This window comes from Streptomyces sp. NPDC015345 (genome assembly GCF_043078805.1).
Classification (GTDB): Bacteria; Actinomycetota; Actinomycetes; order Streptomycetales; family Streptomycetaceae; genus Streptomyces.
The window spans coordinates 118,703-138,400 of record NZ_JBIBTX010000011.1; the positions used below are offsets into that span (position 1 = coordinate 118,703).

A 19,698-nucleotide genomic window follows, 5' to 3' on the forward strand; every position below is an offset into this window, starting at 1 on the left:
CCCCGGGGGACATGTGTCCCCCGGGGCCGTCCGCCGTCTCAGGCCCTGCGCAGCAGCACGTAGCCGTAGGCGGTGTCCTCGGCGACGTACCGGGTGCCGGGGTGCAGCTTCTCGGCGTACGCGACCGGGTCCTTCGTCCAGCCGGAGCGGACGTCGAGCGCGATGTACCGGGGGACGACCGGGCGGGCCGAGCCGACCCAGAAGACGCGGGCGCGGGAGGTGAGCCTGCTGATGGGCCCTATGTTGGCCTCGACTGTGGCGCCGTCCGGGACCCGCTCCAGCATCCGCTCCACCGCCGCGACCTGCCCGCTCTTCTCGTACGTCTTCGCCTCGGTGAGGCCCGCGAGCGGCAGCGACGTCGTCAGGGCCAGCGCGGCGGCGGCCGCGCAGGCCGGCAGCCGGTCGGCGTACTCGCGCAGCCACCGCCGCCCGCCGCGGCGGAAGATGTCGACGGCGTCCACGAGGGCGAGCATGACCACCGGCATCAGGACGGCGCTGTAGTGCCAGTCGGTGCCCCAGTAGTGGTCGTCGCCGGACAGGAAGCGCCAGCCGAGGGTGGGCAGCGCGACCAGCAGCAGCGGCGAACGCAGGGCGAGCAGCCCGGTGGTGGGGATCAGCAGCCAGGCCAGGGTCCGCAGCTTGGTGTCGAGACCGCCGAACGCCCCGGCCGACGCGCCACCCTCCCCGACCTTGTCCCAGTAGTCGTACGCGCCCACCGAGTTGAAGGCCGGGATGATCAGGGTGAGCGTGACGACGGCGGCGACGGCCCCGAAGGCGGCGACGCCCAGGGCGTAGGGCACGGCCTTCGGCTGGACGCGGCGGGCCCGGACCGCCACCACCAGCGCGATGGCGGCGAGCGTCACCCCGAGGTCCTCCTTGACGAGGACCAGCGGCAGCGCCCACAGCAGCGCGCCCCGCCACCGCTGCCGCAGCAGGGCCTCCAGGGAGAACGCGATCAGTGGTACGGCGAAGCAGATCTCGTGGAAGTCGAAGTCGGCGGCGCGCTGGATGCCCCAGGACAGGCCGTACGCGACCCCCACCGCCAGTCCCGAGGCGCGGCCGAGGAGCCGGGTCGCGGCGCGCGTGACGGGGATCGCGGAGACGGCGAACAGCAGGGCCTGCGCTACGAGCAGCGTGACGGGGGAGGGGAAGAGGCGGTAGGCGGGCGCGAGGAGCGCCGTGACGGGGCTGAAGTGGTCGCCGAGGATGTTGGCGCCCGGCCCCTTGAGGTCGGCGACCGGCACCTGGAGGTGCGCGTAGGCCCGCACGGCCTGCTCGAAGATCCCGAGGTCCCAGGAGCGGCTCTCCATCCGGCGGTACCGGCTGACGGACACCACGGCGTAGGCGAGGAACAACGCCGCCGCGAGGAGATACGGGACGCGGTCCCAGACGCCGTGGCGCCCCGGGCGGGGGGCGGGCGGGGCCTGGTCCCGCGGCGGTATGAGCTCGTCGCCGCGCTCCAGGGCGGGGGCGTCGGGCTTGGCTCCGGGCATGGGGTGGCTTTCTGGTCGGCGAGGGGCGGGCAACCGGCCCCTCCGGCGTTCGAGGAGCGGGGTCCGGGGGGCGGAGCCCCGTGTCGGGGGCCGCGGGACCGTTTCCGTGTCATTGTGCGCCAGCGCGGGCCCCGGCTCACCCGGCGACCCCCGTGCCGGGCGCCGCCCCGCGCGGAGCGGGCCGCGCCGCCCGCCCCGGAGTCGTACGCTGGAGGCCCCCGGCCCGTGCGACGTGCCGGGCGGTTCGCGTTGCCCACCCACTCCGGCTCACCCCGGTACCTGGACGGAAAGCCTCCCATGAGCCTGCACGGTCTGCTCGACGCTGTCGTCAAGGACGCGGCACTCGCCGAGGCGGTCAAGGCCGCCACCGACGGCAACCGCACGCACGTCGACCTGGTCGGCCCGCCCGCCGCGCGCCCGTTCGTGGTGGCGGCGCTGGCCCGCGAGTCCGGCCGCCCCGTCCTCGCCGTGACGGCCACGGGCCGCGAGGCGGAGGACCTCGCCGCGGCGCTCCGCACGATCCTGCCGCCGGACGGCGTCGTGGACTACCCGTCCTGGGAGACCCTCCCGCACGAGCGCCTCTCGCCCCGCTCCGACACGGTCGGCCGGCGCCTCGCGGTCCTGCGGCGCCTCGCGCACCCCCGCCCCGACGACCCCGAGACCGGCCCGGTCTCCGTCGTCGTCGCGCCGGTCCGCTCGGTGCTCCAGCCGCAGGTCAAGGGCCTCGGCGACCTGGAGCCCGTGGCGTTGCGCTCCGGTGAGACCACCGACCTGAACGCGGTCGTCGAGGCGCTCGCGGCAGCCGCGTACTCCCGGGTGGAACTGGTCGAGAAGCGCGGTGAGTTCGCCGTCCGCGGCGGCATCCTCGACGTGTTCCCGCCGACCGAGGAGCACCCGCTGCGCGTGGAGTTCTGGGGCGACGACGTCGAGGAGATCCGCTACTTCAAGATCGCCGACCAGCGCTCCCTGGAGGTCGCCGAGCACGGCCTGTGGGCGCCGCCCTGCCGCGAGCTGCTGCTCACCGACGACGTACGGCAGCGGGCGGCGGCCCTCGCGGAGCGACACCCGGAGCTGGGCGAACTGCTCGGCAAGATCGCCGAGGGCATCGCGGTCGAGGGCATGGAGTCCCTCGCCCCGGTCCTGGTGGACGACATGGAGCTGCTGCTCGACGTCATGCCGAAGAACAGCATGGCGGTGGTCTGCGACCCGGAGCGGGTGCGCACCCGCGCGGCCGACCTGGTGGCCACCTCGCAGGAGTTCCTCCAGGCCAGCTGGGCGGCGACGGCCGGGGGCGGCGAGGCGCCGATCGACGTGGGCGCGGCCTCCCTGTGGGGCATCGCGGACGTCCGTGACCACGCGCGCGACCTCGGCATGATGTGGTGGTCGGTGAGTCCCTTCGCCGCCGACGAGGAGCTGGACGACCAGACCCTGAAGCTCGGCATGCACGCCCCGGAGACCTACCGCGGCGACACCGCGAAGGCGCTCGCCGACACCAAGGGCTGGCTCGCCGACGGCTGGCGCACCGTCTACGTCACCGAGGGCCACGGCCCCGCCGCCCGCACGGTGGAGGTCCTCGGCGGCGAAGGCATCGCGGCCCGCCTGGACGGCGACCTCACCGAGCTGACGCCGTCGCTGGTGCACGTCTCCTGCGGCTCGATCGACTACGGCTTCGTCGACCCCGCGCTGAAGCTCGCCGTCCTCACGGAGACCGATCTCTCCGGCCAGAAGGCGGCGGGCAAGGACGGCCAGCGCATGCCGGCCCGCCGCCGCAAGACGATCGACCCGCTGACACTGGAGGCCGGCGACTACATCGTCCACGAGCAGCACGGCGTCGGCCGCTACATCGAGATGGTGCAGCGCACCGTCCAGGGCGCCACCCGCGAGTACCTCGTCGTGGAGTACGCCCCCGCCAAGCGCGGCCAGCCCGGCGACCGGCTCTACATCCCCACCGACCAGCTGGAGCAGATCACCAAGTACGTCGGCGGCGAGGCCCCGACCCTGCACCGCCTCGGCGGCGCCGACTGGACCAAGACGAAGGCGCGCGCGAAGAAGGCGGTCAAGGAGATCGCCGCCGACCTCATCAAGCTCTACTCCGCCCGCATGGCCGCGCCCGGCCACGCCTTCGCCCCCGACACGCCCTGGCAGCGCGAGCTGGAGGACGCCTTCCCGTACATGGAGACGCCCGACCAGCTCACCACGATCGCCGAGGTCAAGGAGGACATGGAGAAGACGGTCCCGATGGACCGCCTGATCTGCGGCGACGTCGGCTACGGCAAGACGGAGATCGCGGTCCGCGCGGCCTTCAAGGCGGTGCAGGACGGCAAGCAGGTCGCGGTCCTGGTGCCCACGACGCTCCTGGTCCAGCAGCACTTCGGCACGTTCTCCGAGCGGTACTCCCAGTTCCCGGTCAACGTGCGGGCGCTCAGCCGCTTCCAGACGGAGACCGAGTCCAAGGCGACGCTCGAAGGCTTGCGGGACGGCTCGGTCGACATCGTCATCGGCACGCACCGCCTGTTCTCATCCGAGACCAAATTCAAGGACCTCGGCCTCGTCATCGTCGACGAGGAGCAGCGCTTCGGCGTCGAGCACAAGGAGCAGCTGAAGAAGCTCCGGGCCAACGTGGACGTGCTCACCATGTCCGCGACCCCCATCCCCCGTACGCTCGAAATGGCGGTCACCGGCATCCGCGAGATGTCCACGATCACCACCCCGCCCGAGGAGCGCCACCCGGTCCTGACCTTCGTCGGTCCGTACGAGGAGAAGCAGATCGGCGCGGCGGTCCGCCGTGAACTGCTGCGCGAGGGCCAGGTCTTCTACATCCACAACCGCGTCGAGTCCATCGACCGCGCGGCGGCCAGGCTGCGCGAGATCGTGCCCGAGGCCCGCATCGCCACCGCGCACGGCCAGATGTCCGAACAGGCCCTCGAACAGGTCGTGGTGGACTTCTGGGAGAAGAAGTTCGACGTGCTCGTCTCGACGACCATCGTCGAGTCCGGCATCGACATCTCCAACGCCAACACCCTGATCGTGGAGCGCGGCGACAACTTCGGCCTCTCCCAGCTCCACCAGCTGCGCGGCCGTGTCGGCCGTGGCCGCGAGCGAGGCTACGCCTACTTCCTCTACCCGCCGGAGAAGCCGCTCACGGAGACCGCCCACGAGCGGCTCGCGACCATCGCCCAGCACACCGAGATGGGCGCGGGCATGTACGTGGCGATGAAGGACCTGGAGATCCGCGGCGCCGGAAACCTGCTGGGCGGCGAGCAGTCCGGGCACATCGCGGGCGTCGGCTTCGACCTGTACGTACGGATGGTCGGCGAGGCCGTGGCCGACTACCGCGCCTCGCTGGAGGGCGGCGTGGAGGAGGAGCCGCCCCTGGAGGTCAAGATCGAACTCCCGGTGGACGCGCACGTCCCCCACGACTACGCCCCCGGCGAGCGGCTGCGCCTCCAGGCCTACCGCGCCATCGCCTCCGCCAACACGGAGGAGGACGTCAGGGCCGTACGCGAGGAACTCACCGACCGCTACGGCAAGTTGCCGGAACCGGTGGAGAACCTCCTGCTGGTGGCCGGGCTGCGGATGCTCGCGCGCGCGTGCGGCGTCGGCGAGATCGTCCTCCAGGGCACCAACATCCGCTTCGCGCCGGTGGATCTGCGCGAGTCGCAGGAGCTGCGGCTCAAGCGGCTCTACCCCGGGACGGTCATCAAGGCGAACGCCCAGCAGATCCTGGTGCCGCGCCCCAAGACCGCGAAGGTCGGCGGCAAGCCGCTGGTCGGCCGCGAACTGCTTGGCTGGGTGGGGGAGTTCCTCGCCTCGATCCTCGGGTCGTAGCGGCCGGAGGCGTGCGCTGCCGTCAGGCGGCGCACGCCTCGGCTATCGACCGGCTGTTCTCGTAGAGGTGGTGCCGGGTGATCCGGCCGTCCTCCACGGTGAGCCGCAGCGCGAAGGGCCCCTCGAAGGACTTGCCCGTGGCCCGTACGGTGCCGGACAGGTGGCCCATCAGGACGGCGTCGGCGCCGTCCACCAGGAAGGTGTCGAGGGAGGCGCGGGCGTCCTCGGCGACGGTGTGCGCGGCCAGCTCCGCGGACTGGGCGGCGCACTCGGCGCCGGTGGAGCGCGGCCGTATCCACGGCACGCCGGGGTTCTCGGCCAGCATCCAGTCGACGTCGTCGGCGAAGAGCTCCACCATCCGCCCGGTGTCCCCGGCCAGGCGGGCCGCGAGGAACTCCGCCACGACGGCGCGGGTGTGCGCGGCGGTGCCTGCGGCGGGAGTCGGGGCGGTGGTGGCGGCGTGCTCGGCGGTCATGGGGTTCTCCTCGGCTCCGGATCGGGCTGATGGCCTGATCCTGCCGGGGAGGCGGGGGAACGGTCGATTACCGCGGAGGTAACCCCCTGCGGGCCCGCTCCCGGGAGCCGCCTCAGTCCTTGTACAGCTGCTCGTCCTCGTCCCGGCACAGGCCGTGGGCGACGCCCATGATGCGGGAGGTCTGCTTCTTGGTCGTGCCGAGCCGGCGCGTGGACTTCGTGAACTGCTCGCCGAGGGCGGCGCCCCGGATGGTGCACAGCGCGTCGCCCTCCGCGACGAGCGCGTCGTCGGCGATGTGGTCGAGGTCCGGGTAGTGCTTGCGCAGCGTCTTCAGGTAGAAGGCGGCCGCCGGGCCCTTCAGGCCCCTTCCCCGAGGACTGGCGGAGGCACTCGGCGCCGTCGGCGCGCCCGCTGCCGCCGAACTGCCCGCCGTCGTCGATGCGTTCGCGGACGGTGCGGAGGAGGTGTCGGACGAGCCGCAGGCCGTGGCGCCGACGGCGAGGGCGGCGAGCAAGAGGGCGAGCTGGGGCAGGCGCTGGTGCATGCATCTCCTGAAACGTGATTGATCAGCAGATATTACGGCTTCCGTCCCGCCGCTCCGGGCGGCGGAGGCAGACACGGTCCGCACCGCCCGGCAGCTACCGTGGAGGCCGCCAAGTCCGCCCAGGGGAGGGGAGAGCGCAGTGACGCTCAAGGTTGTGGGGCTGAGCCGGTTCCCGGTGAAATCGATGCTGGGTGAGGAGCACGACCGGCTGGAGTTCGACGCGGGAGGCGCGGTCGGCGACCGGCGGTGGGCCCTGCGTCACGCCGACGGCAGGCTGGGCAGCGGGAAGAACACCCGGCGCTTCCGCCGTGTCCCGGGGCTCCTGGAGCACTACGCGGCGTACGACGATGATGGCCTGCCCGTCATCACCGCACCGGACGGCGCGACGCTGCGCCCCGGTGATCCGCGCATCCCCGAGCGCTTCGGCGACGGCGTCGAGCTGGTCCGCGAGGGCGAGAAGGGCCCGGAGAGCCACAAGGACGCCTCCGCCGTGTCCCTCATCGGCACGGCCTCGCTCCGCGCCCTCGGTGACCTGCTCGGTGACGCCGACCCCGTCGACGTACGGCGGCTGCGCAAGAACATCGTCGTGGAGACCGACGAACCCTGGATCGAGGAGAGCTGGGTCGGCCGCGAGATCGTCCTCGGCGGCGGCCGGGGCACGGAACCGCTGCGGCTGCGTGGCATCAAGCGCGTCACGCGCTGCGTCATGGTCACCCAGGCCCAGCCCGGCCTCCCCGTGGACAACCGCGTCCTCAAGACGCTCACCACCGCGCGCGACATGTGTATCGGCATCCACACGGACGTCGTGACGCCCGCGCCGCTCGCCCTCGGCGACACGGTGGCCGTCCGGTGAACCGGCGCACCACCTCGGCCCTGCTCGCGCTGGCCGCCGTCCCCGCGCTGCTCACCGGCTGCGGCCTCGGCACCGGGGACACGGCGGAGGGCGGCGCCGCGGGGGCCGGCGCCAAGGCGGGCTCCGCGCTGGCGGCCGTCGACACGCTCACGGTCAAGGGCCGCGCGCCCAAGACGGGTTATGACCGGGGCCGGTTCGGCAGTGCCTGGGCCGACACGGACTCCAACGGCTGCCCCACCCGGGACGACATACTGAAGCGGGACCTGACGGACGTCACGTATCAGCGCTCCCGTCAGGACGGGGAGTGCCGGGTCGCCTCGGGCAGGCTCGCCCCCGACCCCTACACCGGCAGGGACGTGACGTTCCGGCGCGGCCGCAGCCAGGTCGACATCGACCATCTCGTCGCGCTCTCGGACGCCTGGCAGAAGGGCGCCGCCCGGTGGGCGCCGGGCAAGCGCATCGCCTTCGCCAACGATCCGCTCAACCTCGTGGCAGTGGACGCCGGCCCCAACCGCAGCAAGGGCGACGGCGACACGGCGACCTGGCTGCCGCCGAACAAGGGTTACCGCTGTACGTATGTGGCCGGGCAGGTGGCGGTGAAGAAGAAGTACGGGGTGTGGGTGACCGCGGCCGAACGGGACGCGATGAAGAAGGTCCTGTCGACCTGCCCGGCCGAAAACCTCCCCACCGGCACCGCCCCGACGACCGCACCACCGCGCTTCCACGCCCGCTAACCCCGAGCCGGTTTATGAAGTGGCCCCGAAGGGGCCCTGAAAGGGGCGCGGGGAACGGCGCGAGCAACCACGACGATCCCGGGGCCGGCGATCGGCCGGATCCCCCGCGGGCGCGCCCCCGAAGGGGCGCGGGGAACGGCGCGAGCAACCACGACGATCCCGCGGCCGGCGATCGACCGGATCCCGAGCAACCACGACGATCCCGCGGCCGGCGATCGACCGGATCCCCCGCGGGCGCGCCCCTGAAAGGGGCGCGGGGAACGGCGCGAGCAACCACGACGAGACCCGCGGCCGGCGATCGGCCGGATCCCTCGCGGGCGCGCCCCCGAGGGGGCGCGGGGAACGGCGCGAGCAACCACGACGAGACCCGCGGACCGCACCGGAGAGCCCCCGGCAGACGCCACCCGAAGCCCCCGAATACTCGTTACCGCTCACCCCGCGGGACGCGTACCGTGCGGCGCATGGACCTCAAGATCACCACCCTCGCCGAGCGCCCCGAACTCGCGGGCCCACTCTGGAGCATGGCCGAGGACTGGCCGGAGTTCATCCTCCATGACCCGGTCGGCTGGTCACTGATCGGCCGCATCGTGGCGGACCTCCCCGAGTACGTCCTCGTCGCCACGGACGAGGACAGCGACAGGAGGAACGGTGAGAGCAGCGTCGTGGCCCGCGCCTTCAGCGTGCCGCTCGCCCTGCGCTCCCGCGGGGAGCCCGCGCTGCCCGACGGCGGCTGGGACCAGGTCCTGCTGTGGGCCTTCTCGGACCTGCGGCACGGCAAGGAGCCGGACACCGTCAGCGCCATCGAGATAACCGTCGACGAGGCGGCGCGCGGCAAGGGCGTATCCGCCCGGATGCTCGCCGCGATGCGGGACAACGCCCGCGCCCGCGGCTTCCGCGAGGTCGTCGCGCCCGTACGCCCCAACGCCAAGCACCTCGAACCGGCGACGCCCATCGACGAGTACGCCCACCGCACGCGCGAGGACGGCCTGCCCCACGACCCGTGGCTGCGGGTGCACGTCCGCGCGGGCGGCGTCATCGAGAAGGTCGCGCACGCCTCCATGACGGTGTCCGGGGCGACCGCGCAGTGGCGCGAGTGGACCGGGCTGCCCTTCGACGAGGAGGGGCCCGTCGAGGTACCGGGCGCGCTGGTGCCGGTGCACTGCGAGCCGGAGCGCGGCTACGGCGTGTACGTCGAACCGAACGTGTGGGTCCGGCACACGCTGTGACTCACAGCTTGTCGAGGTCGAGGACGTCGCCGGTCGGCGGCGTCGTCTTCACCGGCTTCTCGTAGTCGCCGAACGTCAGGGACTCGGTCTTGCCGCCCTTCTTCGTGTCGACCTTCAGCAGGTACGGCTTGCCCTCCGTGGCGACGTAGAGGGTGTACTTCGTCTTGCCGTCGCTCTCCGTCAGCTTGATCGCGGGGGCGCCGTCGACCGTGGTCGTACCGCCCCTGCGGGCCGCGGACTTGGTGCCCTCGAAGTCGGCGAGCAGGACGTCGAGGTCGCAGAACCCGGCGATCTCCTTGGCGTCGGCGCTCGTCGCCTTCGTCTTCACCCAGCGGTCGGCCATCATGTCCACCGCGGCCTGTACGTCGGCCTTGGGCTCCCCCTTGGTCTGGGCGCGCAGCAACTTCTCGTCGTACTTCATGTAGACGGTCTTGCCCGGGACGATCAGCTCGATCGAACCCTCATTGTTCATGCCCATGGTGCCCGCGCACTTGCCCTTGGTGTCCATGGCCATGTCGAGCGAGATCAGCCCGGACGCCTCGTCCGTGACGTCGCCCTTGACGCTCAGGGACTTGGCGCCCGAGGTCGCGTCGACGGCCTTCTCGGCGATCTCGCCGCCGGACATGCCCGCGAAGGGCCCCTTCTCGGCCGCGCCGGCCTTGTCGGCCTTGTCGTTCTCACTGCCGCAGGCCGTGAGTCCGGCCGTCGCGGCGGTGGCGAGGCAGACGGCGGCGATGGCGGTGCGGCGCAGGCGCAGGTGGTGACGCATGGATCCCCCCAAGGGAAGTCGTTCGGTGGGGACATCACAGCAGATGCTTGTGAACCGAGTCAACACGAGTACATGTGGACCATCGGTCAACAGTCGTGAAGCCTGCCGTGCGGATGATCGTCTGGGTATGCTCGACCGCGCGCGACTGACCCCGCGCGACGAGGGGAGCTGCTGGATGAAGCCGCGGGACGACGCGACCGAGGTGACCGCCGCCGGAATCGCCCGGCTGGCCGGAGTGGGACGCGCCGCCGTCAGCAACTGGCGCCGCAGGCACGAGGACTTCCCCAAGCCCGTGGGCGGCACGGAGACCAGCCCCTCCTTCGCGCTCGCCGACGTCGAGCGCTGGCTGCGCGCCCAGGGCAAGCTCGTCGAGGTGCCGCTGCGTGAACGCGTCTGGCAGCAACTCGCCGGGCACCCCGCGGGACCCGTCACCGCCCTGCTGCACGCGGGCTGCGCCCTGCTCCTGGTCCGCGACCGGCCGCCGGCCTGGCTCGCGCTCGGCGCCGTGTCGGACGAACGGCTGGCCCAGCTCCTGCCCGCCGAGCTCGAAGACGTCGTCACCCAGCGGTTCGGGAGGCGGCGCGGAAGGGCCGTACGCGTCCCCGAACCCGCCGAACTCCTCCCGTCCGTCCCGCTGTTGCGCGGCGTCGCCGAGCTGGCGGCCGAGCTCGGCGCCCGGGGCGCGTACGAGTTCCTGCTCGGCCGGCAGACCGACGCCAACCCCCGCCAGTACACGCTGACCCCGGCGGGACCCGCCGCCCTCATGGCCGAACTCGCCACGAGCACGGCCCCCGCCCGCACCGTCCTCGACCCCGCCTGCGGCACCGGCGCCCTGCTGCGCGCCGTCGCGCCCCGCCCCGACCAGTGCCTGTACGGCCAGGACAGCGCGCCCGAACTGGCCGCCCTCACCGCGCTGCGCCTCGCCCTGCACTCCGACGCGACCGTACGCACGATGGCCGCCGACACCCTGCGCGCCGACGCCTACGACGAGCGCACGGCCGATGTCGTGCTCTGCCACCCGCCGTTCAACGAACGCAACTGGGGCCACGACGAACTGGCCTACGACACCCGCTGGGAGTACGGCTTCCCGGCCCGCGCCGAGTCCGAACTGGCCTGGGTGCAGCACGCGTTGGCCCGCCTCGTCGACGGCGGCACCGCCGTCCTGCTGATGCCGCCGGCCGCCGCGTCGCGCCGCTCGGGCCGCCGCATCCGCGCCGACCTGCTGCGGCGCGGCGCCCTGCGCGCCGTCATCGCGCTGCCGGCCGGAGCGGCGCCGCCCTACAACCTCCCGCTGCACGTCTGGGTGTTGCGCAGGCCGGGCCCTGCCGTGCCGCCCGCCCCCGAGCTGCTCCTCGTGGAGGCGGCCGGGGTGCCGGACACCGACGGCCGCGACAAGCAGCTCTGGCCCGCCGTGCAGGACGCCGTGCTCGACGCCTGGCATCGCTTCGACCGGCACGGCACGGTCGCGGAGCGCCCCGGCCTCGCCCGCTCGGTGCCGGTGCTCGAACTCCTCGACGACGAGGTCGACCTGGCCCCGGCCCGCCGGCTGCCGCCCCCGGCCGCGGGCGGCGGCACCACCGAACTCGCGACCGTGCGCAAGAGCCTCGGCGAGGCGCTGCGACGGGCCGCGGACCTCACCCCGCCGCTGCCCCCGGAGGGGCCCCTCGGTGCGGCCCGCCCGCCCCTGACCACCGTCGGCGAACTGGCCCGGGCCGGCGCCCTGACCCTGCACACCGGGACCGGCGCCGGGGGCGCGGGCGTCCCCGTCCTCACCGACCACGACGTCCTGACCGGGAGCGCGCCCTCCGGAGCCCCCCACGAGGGCGCCCCGGACGACACGATGGTGCGCACCGAGCCCGGCGACGTCGTCGTCCCCGTCTTCGGCGGCGGAGCCGCGGCCCGCGTCGTCGACGAGGCCGCCGCGGGCGCCGCGCTCGGCCGGGGCCTCACGCTGCTGCGCCCCGACCCGGCCGTGCTCGACCCGTGGTTCCTCGCGGGCTTCCTGCGCGGCACCGCCAACCACCGCCGGGCCAGCAGCTACGCCTCCACCGCCGCCCGGCTCGACGTCCGCCGCCTCCAGCTGCCGCGCCTGCCGCTCGCCGGACAGCGCGGCTACAGCGAGCGGTTCCGGGAACTGGCCGCGTTCGAGGACGCCGTGCGCCTCGCGGGCCGGCTCGGCGAACGGCTGGTGCGCGGCATGCACGACGGACTGACGGAGGGCACGCTTCCGCCGGAGTGAGGCGCTCCCCGCCGCACCGCCGTGACCAGTACGACAACGGTTCGGTACAACCCGGGACCGCTCCCCGGTGTCGGCCTATACGCTCGGTCCGCGTTCGTTCGTCCTTCAGGTACCAGGAGCAGCCATGTCCGGCCACGGCTACGCGCCGCAGCAACCGCCGCCCCCCGCCGGGGGCTCACCGGTGACGCTGCGCGTGATGTTCGTAGTGCTCGCCGTCGTGACCTGCGGCCTGCTCGCGTGGGCGCCGCTGCTGCGGCTGGCGATCGTGACCCGCAAGGCGTACGACTGGGTCGTCTTCGCCGTCGTGACGGCGCTCGACGTCACCGGGCTCGTGCTGATCGGGGTGGACCCCGGCGAGGAGGAGTTCCAGGGCCCGGGCAACGCGGGCATGATCGTCCTGCTGTGCACGCTGATGGCCGCCGTCGCCTACTACCTCTTCGCGGACATACGCCACTTCAGCCGCCTGCGGCAGCCGGCGTTCACCGCCTACGCACCGCCCCCGGCGCCGCCCGCCTACTACGGCTACCCGGCAGCGCCACCGCCCGTCCAGGAGACCCCGCCCGCGCCCCCCGCGCCCGCCCGCATCCACCAGGTCCGCGCCGAGCTCGACGAGCTGAGCGACTACCTGCGCAAGCAGCAGGGCGGCAACTGACCGTGGCACAGGGCACCGGGACCGGCGGCCGGGGCAGCCGGGTCGTCGCAGGCCGCTATGAACTCTCCACTCTCATCGGCCAGGGCGGCATGGGCCAGGTCTGGACGGCGTACGACCAGCGCCTGGACCGCCGCGTCGCCGTCAAGCTGCTGCGCCCCGACCGGGTCGCGGGCGCCGAGGCCGAGGAGCTGCGCCGCCGCTTCGTGCGCGAGTGCCGCGTCACCGCGCAGGTCGACCACCCCGGCCTGGTCACCGTCCACGACGCGGGCAGCGAGCCCACCGAGGACGGCGCCCTCTTCCTCGTCATGCAGTACGTCGACGGTGCCGACCTCGGCGACCACCTCGCCGAACACGACCCCTACCCCTGGCAGTGGACCGTCGCCGTCGCCGCACAGCTGTGCGCCGTGCTCTCCGCGGTGCACGCCGTGCCGATCGTCCACCGCGACCTCAAGCCGCGGAACGTGATGGTCAAGCAGGACGGCACGATCAGCGTCCTCGACCTCGGCATCGCCTCCGTGATGGACACCGACACCACCCGCCTCACCCACACCGGCTCCCCGATCGGCAGCCCCGCGTACATGGCCCCGGAGCAGGCGATGGGCGGCGCCGTCGGCCCGTACACCGACCTCTACGCCCTCGGCGTGCTGATGCACGAACTGCTCAGCGGCGACGTGCCGTTCTCCGGCTCCACCGCCCTCGGCGTCCTGCACCGCCACCTCTACGAGCCGCCGCTGCCGGTCCGCCGGCTGCGCCCCGAGGTGCCCGAGGCCCTGGAGTCCCTGGTCCTGCGCCTGCTCGCCAAGGACCCCCAGCACCGTCCCGCCAGCGCCCAGCACGTCTACGAGGAACTGGCGCCGCTGCTGCCCGCCCGCGGCACCCCCTCGGGCCGCCCGCTCGACCCCACCCGGCCCTTCCTGCGCCCGCTCGCGCCCTGGCCGGACCGCGCCGCGACCCCCGCGCCCGCCCCCGACATGCCGCCGAGGCCGCCCGGTTCGCCGCCCGGGCAGGACGTCGCCCGGGCCGTCGAGGACGTCCGGCGCCTCCTCGGCGAGGGCCGCATCACCCAGGCCGTGGACATCCTCGGCGCGATCCTGCCGGCCGCCGCCGCCGAGCACGGTGAGCACTCACCCGTCGTCCGCACCCTGCGCAAGCAGTACGCCGCCACGCTCATGGACGACGGGCAGTACCGCCGCGCCCTGCCCGAGCTGCGGCGCCTCGCCGACGAGCGGGCCGCCGAGTCCGGCCACGCCGACCCGCACTCCCTCCAGTTCCGGTACGAGGCCGCGCAGTGCCTGGAGCAGCTCGGCGAACCGGCCGCGGCCCTCGCCGAGTACCGCGCGCTGCTCCCCTATTACGAGAACCACTACGCGACGGACGACCGCCGCCAGTCCCTGGAGATCCGCCGCCGCATCGGCCACCTGCTGCTCGCCCTCGGTGACCGGCCCGCCGCGCACGACACCCTCGCGCGCCTCCTGCACGACGCGGAGCTGCTGCACGGACCCGGCCACCCGTTCCCCGCGGAGATCCGGCGGACCTTGCAGTGGCTCGGACAGGTGCGCGGTTAGGTCCGAACGGCGGGGCGGAGGGTGCCCCAACTCCCGGGAAATCGTTGGTCGAATAGCTGTCGAATAGCTGGCCGACAAGACGGCCACTGCCTACCATCGATCACTGCCGGACTTTGTGCGCCCACGCACAAACTCGTAGCAGGGAGGCCCCACCTTGCACCGCCGCACCAGCCGTCGCACCGCGCTCGTCCTCTCCACCGCCGCGCTCGTCGCGGCCCCCCTCCTCACCGCCTGCGGCAGCGAGGCGCATCCCGGCGCCGCGGCCGTGGTCGGCGGCGACCGCATCACGGTCGCGCAGCTGGAGAGCCGGGTGAACGAGGTGCGAGACGCGCAGCGGGCCGCCGTCACCGACGACACGCAGTACGAGCAGGCCATCGCCAAGTCCGGCGGCCTCACCCGCAGCACGCTGCACACGATGGTGCTCGACAAGGTCCTGCACCGCGCGGCCACCGACGCCGGGGTGAGCGTGACGCGCCGCGACATCCAGCGGATGCGGGCGGGCCTGGAGCAGCAGGCGGGTGGCCGCAAGGCCCTGGAGCAGGGGTGGCTCCAGCAGTACGGCGTCGCCCCGGCCCGCCTCGACGACAGCCTGCGCACGGAGATCGAGGCGCAGAAGCTCGCGAAGAAGCTGGACGCGGACATGCAGTCGCCCGAGGGCCAGGCGGTCTTCTGGAAGGCCCTCACCGCGGCCTCCAAGAAGCTCGACGTCGACCTCAACCCGCGATACGGCAGCTGGGACGTCGACAAGAACAAGCGGGTGGACGCGAAGACACCGTGGCTGCGCCAGGTCACCGAGGCCGGGGGCGCCACGGGCTCCGGCTCCCCGGAGGCACCGCAGGCGTAGCCGCGGGCCGGGGCAGCGGCCGGGACAGCGGGCTGGGTTACGTTCGAGACGTGAACGACACCGATACCCCGCCCCCGGCCGACGCGTCCACCGGCCGCGTCATCCTGCTGACCACCAGCCACCGCGTCGCGCCCGGCCTGCTTTCCTGGCCCGCCTGGCAGGCCCTGCACAGCGCCGACGAGGTCCTGTGTGCCGACGCCGGCCACCCGCAGCTGCCGTATCTGCGCGAGGCGGGCGTGACCGTGACGCACGCGTCGCCGACCGCCGAGGAACTGGTGGACGCCTGCGCGGGCGGCCGCACGGTCGTGGTCGTCGCCACCGCGGAGGGCGACCGCCCCCTCACCGACGGCCTGGCCCGCCTCGCCGGCTCGGGCCGCGTCGCGATGCCGGACCTGGAACTGCTCCCGGCCTCCTACGACCTGCCGGGCGCGCGCCTGCTCGACCTGGTGCAGGTCATGGACCAGATCCGCGTCGCCTGCCCGTGGTCCTCGCAGCAGACGCACAAGGGCCTGGCCAAGTACGCGATCGAGGAGGCGTACGAACTGGTCGAGGCGATCGAGGACGGCGACCGGGAGGAGCTGCGCGAGGAGCTGGGCGACGTACTGCTCCAGGTCGTCTTCCACGCGCGGATCGCCGAGGAGGGCGGCCCCGGCGAGGACGACGGACCCTTCTCCATCGACGATGTCGCGGGCGGCATCGTCGACAAGCTCATCCACCGCCACCCGCACGTGTTCGGCGACGACTCGGCGGACACCCCGGAGGACGTGAAGGCGCACTGGCTGCGCACGAAGGCGGTGGAGAAGCAGCGCTCGTCGGTGACGGAGGGCATCCCCCTCGGCCAGCCCGGCCTCGCCCTGGCCGCGAAGCTGGCCTCGCGCGTCCGCACGGCGGGCCTCGACGTGGCGGTGCCGTCGGGGAAGGGCGTGGGGTACGAACTCCTCGCCCTGGCGCTGCGGGCCGAAGCGGAGGGCGTCGATCCGGAGGCGGCGCTGCGGGCCGCCGCGCGGGCCTACCGCGACGCGGTGCGGGCGGCCGAGGGGGCGGGGGCTTAGTACCGTTGCGCGCCAAGGACGGCTTGACGCGTGGGGGCGTACGTGGAACCGGAACGGGAGAAGCTGGCGGCCGAGGCCACGGCGGCCGTGGTGAACGCCCTGGACTCCGGGACACCGGACGGGCTTCCGGCCCGGCTCCAGGAGCTGGTCCACCGCTCCAAGCACCGCGTCAGGGAGAGCGGCACGGCGGAGCACTGGCACGCCTGGAAGCGGGCGTTCGCGCTTTACGGGGACGACGTGTCGGGGTGGCGCCACCGGCTGCGCCTCCTGCTGCGCATCGACGCGCCGTTCGCCGCCGAACTCAGGGCCCTGTTGGCCGAGTTCGAGCCGCCGGTGGTGGAGGAACGCCTCGGTGCCGTCCACAACGCCGTCTCGGGCGGGTCGGCGGGGAGCGTCGTCCAGGCGGGGCACATCGGCGCCGTCACGGTCCAGGCACCGGCCTCCTCGCCCGCGCGGCCGGCCGCCGACGGCTGGCCGCGCGCCGACCGGCTCCGCCGCCTCGGCCTCGGCGTGCGCCCCACCCGCAGGCTCCTCGGCGCGACGGCGCTGCCTCCCTACGTCGCCAGGGACTGTGACGACGAGCTGTCCGTCCTCGTGAGGCAGGCCGCGCACTACGGCGGCCTCGTCATCGTCACGGGCGGGCCCCTGTCCGGAAAGACCTCGACGGCTTGGGCGGCCCTGCGGGCGAGTGTGGCGGGGGACTCCCGGGTCTTCGTCGCGGGCGGCGGAGCGGACCTGCGCGATCTCCCGGACCAGCTCCGTGGCCGCGACGCCACGGGCACCCACGTGGTGTGGCTGGACGACCTGGACGCCCATCTCGAGGAGCCCGGCGTCCCTGGTCTCCTCGCCCGGCTCACCCATGACCGCGTCGTCGTCCTGGCGACGATGCGGGACGAGGCGTACGACAGACACCGCTTCGGACACCACCCCGCCGCCCGCGTCCTCGGTATCGCCCAGACCGTCGAGGTCCCCGCCGAGTGGAGCGAGGCGGAGCTGGCGCGGCTCGCGGCGGCCGACGACCCGCGCCTCTCGGACGCCGTCCGCTGGCGCGGGAGCCTCGGCGTCGCGGAGTTCCTCGCCCTCGGCCCGGACCTGTGGGAGGAGTGGCGCAGGGCGCGGCGCGCGGGGAGCCGCCTGCTCGGTCACCTCCTGGTGCGCGCCGCGATCGACCTCGCGCGGTGCGGGCTCACCCGGGGGGTCACGGCGAAGCTGCTGAGCCAGGTCAAGGAGGAGTACGGCCAGGCGGTGGCCATCACGTCCGACGAGACCTTCGACGAGGCGCTCGCCTGGGCCACCGCGCCCCGGCACGGCGTGACCGGCCTGCTCGTACCGGGTGAGTGGCCCGGCACCTGGCGGCCGTACGGCTCGCTGATCGCGGACGCGGACCGCTCGGAACCGCCGGTGCCGGACCGTGTGTGGATCCGTGCGTACGAGGGTCTGGAGCCGCACGACGCCGCCGAGCTGGACGGCCTGGTGGCCGCCTTCCGTTCGGCCCTGGAGCCGCGCGCCGAGGGCGGGGACGCCCACGCCATGACGTGGCTCGGCCTGCTTGCGGAGCACGCGGGGGACACGGCGACCGCGGAGGGCTGGTTCCGGCAGGCGGCGGACCACGGAAGCTCCCGCGCCGCCTGCCGGCTGGGCCACCTCCTCGCCACCCGCGTCGCGTACGGGGAAGCGATCCCCTACCTCACGGCCGCCGCCGACGCGGGCGAGGCCGGGGCCGCCGCCCTCCTCGGACAGGTCCACCAGCACCTCGCGGTCCACTACTTCCGCATCGCCGAGGCCGAGGGCGACATCTCGGCGACGCGTCGCCTGAAGGGACTGCTCCGCCCGACGGGCCGCCCGTGCGACCACGCCCAGGACCCACACCTGGACTAGCCCTGGACTAGCGGCTTCCGTCCCGTGCCCGGCGGCACGACCGCTGCCGCCCCGGCCCAGCCCCCGGCCAAGGAGGAGTCACGCATCCCCCGGGAGATACGGTCACCGCATGCACGACCAGCCGCCCGCGACCTGCCCCGCAGGAGCCACGCCCGCCCACGGGGCGACCCCGCAGCCCGAGCTCTTCACCTGGGAGTTCGCCACCGATCCTTACCCCGCCTACGCCTGGCTGCGCGAGAACTCCCCGGTGCACAGGACCACGCTGCCCAGCGGGGTCGAGGCCTGGCTGGTCACCCGGTACGCGGACGCGCGCCAGGCGCTCGCCGACCAGCGGCTCAGCAAGAATCCGGCCCACCACGACGAGCCCGCCCACGCCAAGGGCAAGACCGGCATCCCCGGCGAGCGCAAGGCCGAGCTGATGACGCATCTGCTCAACATCGACCCGCCGGACCACACCCGCCTGCGGCGCCTCGTCTCGAAGGCGTTCACCCCGCGCCGCGTCGCCGAGTTCGCACCGCGCGTGCGGGAGCTGACCGATCACCTGATCGACGCCTTCGTGGCGAAGGGCGAGGCCGACCTCATCCACGAGTTCGCCTTCCCGCTCCCCATCTACGCCATCTGCGACCTGCTCGGCGTCCCCCGCGAGGACCAGGACGACTTCCGCGACTGGGCGGGCATGATGATCCGGCACGGCGGAGGCCCACGCGGCGGCGTCGCGCGCTCCGTGAAGAAGATGCGCGGCTACCTCGCCGAGCTGATCCACCGCAAACGCCTCGACCCCGGCGACGACCTCATCTCCGGCCTCATCCGCGCCTCCGACCACGGCGAGCACCTCACGGAGAACGAGGCCGCCGCCATGGCCTTCATCCTCCTGTTCGCCGGGTTCGAGACCACCGTCAACCTCATCGGCAACGGCATGTACGCCCTCCTCACCCACCCCGAGCAGCGCGCACGGCTCCAGAAGGCCCTGGCGGAGGGCGACACCGGCCTGCTGGAGACCGGCGTCGAGGAACTGCTCCGCTTCGACGGACCCGTGGAGCTGGCCACCTGGCGGTTCGCCACCGAGGCGCTGACCCTCGGCGGGCAGGAGATCGCGGCCGGAGACCCCGTCCTCGTGGTGCTCGCCGCCGCCGACCGCGACCCCGAGCGGTTCGACCGGCCCGACACCCTCGACCTCGCGCGCCGCGACAACCAGCACCTCGGGTACGGCCACGGAATCCACTACTGCCTCGGCGCCCCGCTTGCCCGCCTGGAGGGCCAGACCGCGCTCGCGACGCTGCTCAGGCGCCTGCCCGATCTGCAACTCGCCGCCGACCCGGCCGATTTGCGGTGGCGTGGCGGACTGATCATGCGGGGACTGCGCACGCTGCCGGTGAAGTTCACAGACGCACAGAAAACGGCACCGGAACGACCGGTTTCTGACGGCCCATCACAACTGTGATGTTGACGTGATCTCCGCTGCATCGACTTGTGACAAGCGTTCGAGTGCGGCTACGTTCACGTCGACTCGGGCACCCGGTGCCCAAGTCGCCGTAACAGTCTCCTG

Annotated in this window: 15 protein-coding genes; 11 read left to right on the forward strand and 4 right to left on the reverse strand. The window is 73.5% G+C overall.

Annotation, left to right across the window (positions count from 1 at the left end; all coding sequences use genetic code 11):
- Positions 1–38 precede the first annotated feature (38 nt).
- Positions 39–1,493: a DUF2079 domain-containing protein gene (locus ACF062_RS35025; RefSeq protein WP_392143621.1), complete on the reverse strand. Its 1,455-nt coding sequence runs from the start codon at positions 1,491–1,493 to the stop codon at positions 39–41.
- A 297-nt stretch (positions 1,494–1,790) separates the two neighbouring features.
- Between ACF062_RS35025 and mfd the strand changes: the two genes are divergently transcribed.
- Entirely contained in the window at positions 1,791–5,321 is a 3,531-nt protein-coding gene (gene mfd, locus ACF062_RS35030; RefSeq protein ID WP_392143622.1) for a transcription-repair coupling factor, read from the forward strand.
- 22 nt (positions 5,322–5,343) lie between these two features.
- Here the strand turns inward: mfd and ACF062_RS35035 are convergent, their stop codons facing one another.
- Positions 5,344–5,796, reverse strand: a complete 453-nt coding sequence (locus ACF062_RS35035) for a nuclear transport factor 2 family protein (protein WP_392143623.1) — start codon at positions 5,794–5,796, stop codon at positions 5,344–5,346.
- Between the two features lie 112 nt (positions 5,797–5,908).
- A complete protein-coding gene (locus tag ACF062_RS35040; RefSeq protein WP_392143624.1) occupies positions 5,909–6,340 on the reverse strand; it encodes a hypothetical protein in 432 nt (143 codons plus the stop codon).
- Between the two features lie 139 nt (positions 6,341–6,479).
- Between ACF062_RS35040 and ACF062_RS35045 the strand changes: the two genes are divergently transcribed.
- The 3 genes from ACF062_RS35045 (at position 6,480) to ACF062_RS35055 (ending at position 9,153) form a co-directional block, all read left to right on the forward strand.
- Positions 6,480–7,193, forward strand: coding sequence for an MOSC domain-containing protein (locus ACF062_RS35045; protein ID WP_392143625.1), 714 nt, complete (start codon positions 6,480–6,482; stop codon positions 7,191–7,193).
- Positions 7,190–7,927 (forward strand): HNH endonuclease family protein, encoded by a 738-nt coding sequence (locus ACF062_RS35050; protein WP_392143626.1) that lies wholly within the window; start codon positions 7,190–7,192, stop codon positions 7,925–7,927. Before ACF062_RS35045 ends, ACF062_RS35050 begins: the two co-directional genes overlap by 4 nt.
- Before the next feature lie 461 nt (positions 7,928–8,388).
- Complete coding sequence (locus ACF062_RS35055; RefSeq protein WP_392143627.1) at positions 8,389–9,153, forward strand: N-acetyltransferase; 765 nt, start codon at positions 8,389–8,391, stop codon at positions 9,151–9,153.
- A gap of 1 nt (position 9,154) precedes the next feature.
- Here the strand turns inward: ACF062_RS35055 and ACF062_RS35060 are convergent, their stop codons facing one another.
- On the reverse strand, positions 9,155–9,904 hold the full coding sequence (locus ACF062_RS35060) for a hypothetical protein (RefSeq protein ID WP_392143824.1): 750 nt from the start codon (positions 9,902–9,904) through the stop codon (positions 9,155–9,157).
- Positions 9,905–10,049: 145 nt separating this feature from the next.
- Here ACF062_RS35060 and ACF062_RS35065 point away from each other — a divergent pair, with 145 nt between their 5' ends.
- From ACF062_RS35065 to ACF062_RS35095, 7 genes are all read left to right on the forward strand, one after another.
- Complete coding sequence (locus ACF062_RS35065; protein ID WP_392143628.1) at positions 10,050–12,161, forward strand: class I SAM-dependent DNA methyltransferase; 2,112 nt, start codon at positions 10,050–10,052, stop codon at positions 12,159–12,161.
- 124 nt (positions 12,162–12,285) lie between these two features.
- Positions 12,286–12,813, forward strand: a complete 528-nt coding sequence (locus ACF062_RS35070) for a hypothetical protein (protein ID WP_223775063.1) — start codon at positions 12,286–12,288, stop codon at positions 12,811–12,813.
- A 2-nt stretch (positions 12,814–12,815) separates the two neighbouring features.
- Complete coding sequence (locus ACF062_RS35075) at positions 12,816–14,378, forward strand: protein kinase (protein ID WP_392143629.1); 1,563 nt, start codon at positions 12,816–12,818, stop codon at positions 14,376–14,378.
- Positions 14,379–14,532: 154 nt separating this feature from the next.
- On the forward strand, positions 14,533–15,222 hold the full coding sequence (locus ACF062_RS35080) for a SurA N-terminal domain-containing protein (protein WP_392143630.1): 690 nt from the start codon (positions 14,533–14,535) through the stop codon (positions 15,220–15,222).
- 50 nt (positions 15,223–15,272) lie between these two features.
- Entirely contained in the window at positions 15,273–16,274 is a 1,002-nt protein-coding gene (locus ACF062_RS35085; protein ID WP_392143631.1) for a nucleoside triphosphate pyrophosphohydrolase, read from the forward strand.
- 30 nt (positions 16,275–16,304) lie between these two features.
- Positions 16,305–18,152, forward strand: a complete 1,848-nt coding sequence (locus ACF062_RS35090; protein WP_392143632.1) for a sel1 repeat family protein — start codon at positions 16,305–16,307, stop codon at positions 18,150–18,152.
- A gap of 109 nt (positions 18,153–18,261) precedes the next feature.
- Complete coding sequence (locus ACF062_RS35095) at positions 18,262–19,593, forward strand: cytochrome P450 (RefSeq protein ID WP_392143633.1); 1,332 nt, start codon at positions 18,262–18,264, stop codon at positions 19,591–19,593.
- Positions 19,594–19,698 lie beyond the last annotated feature (105 nt).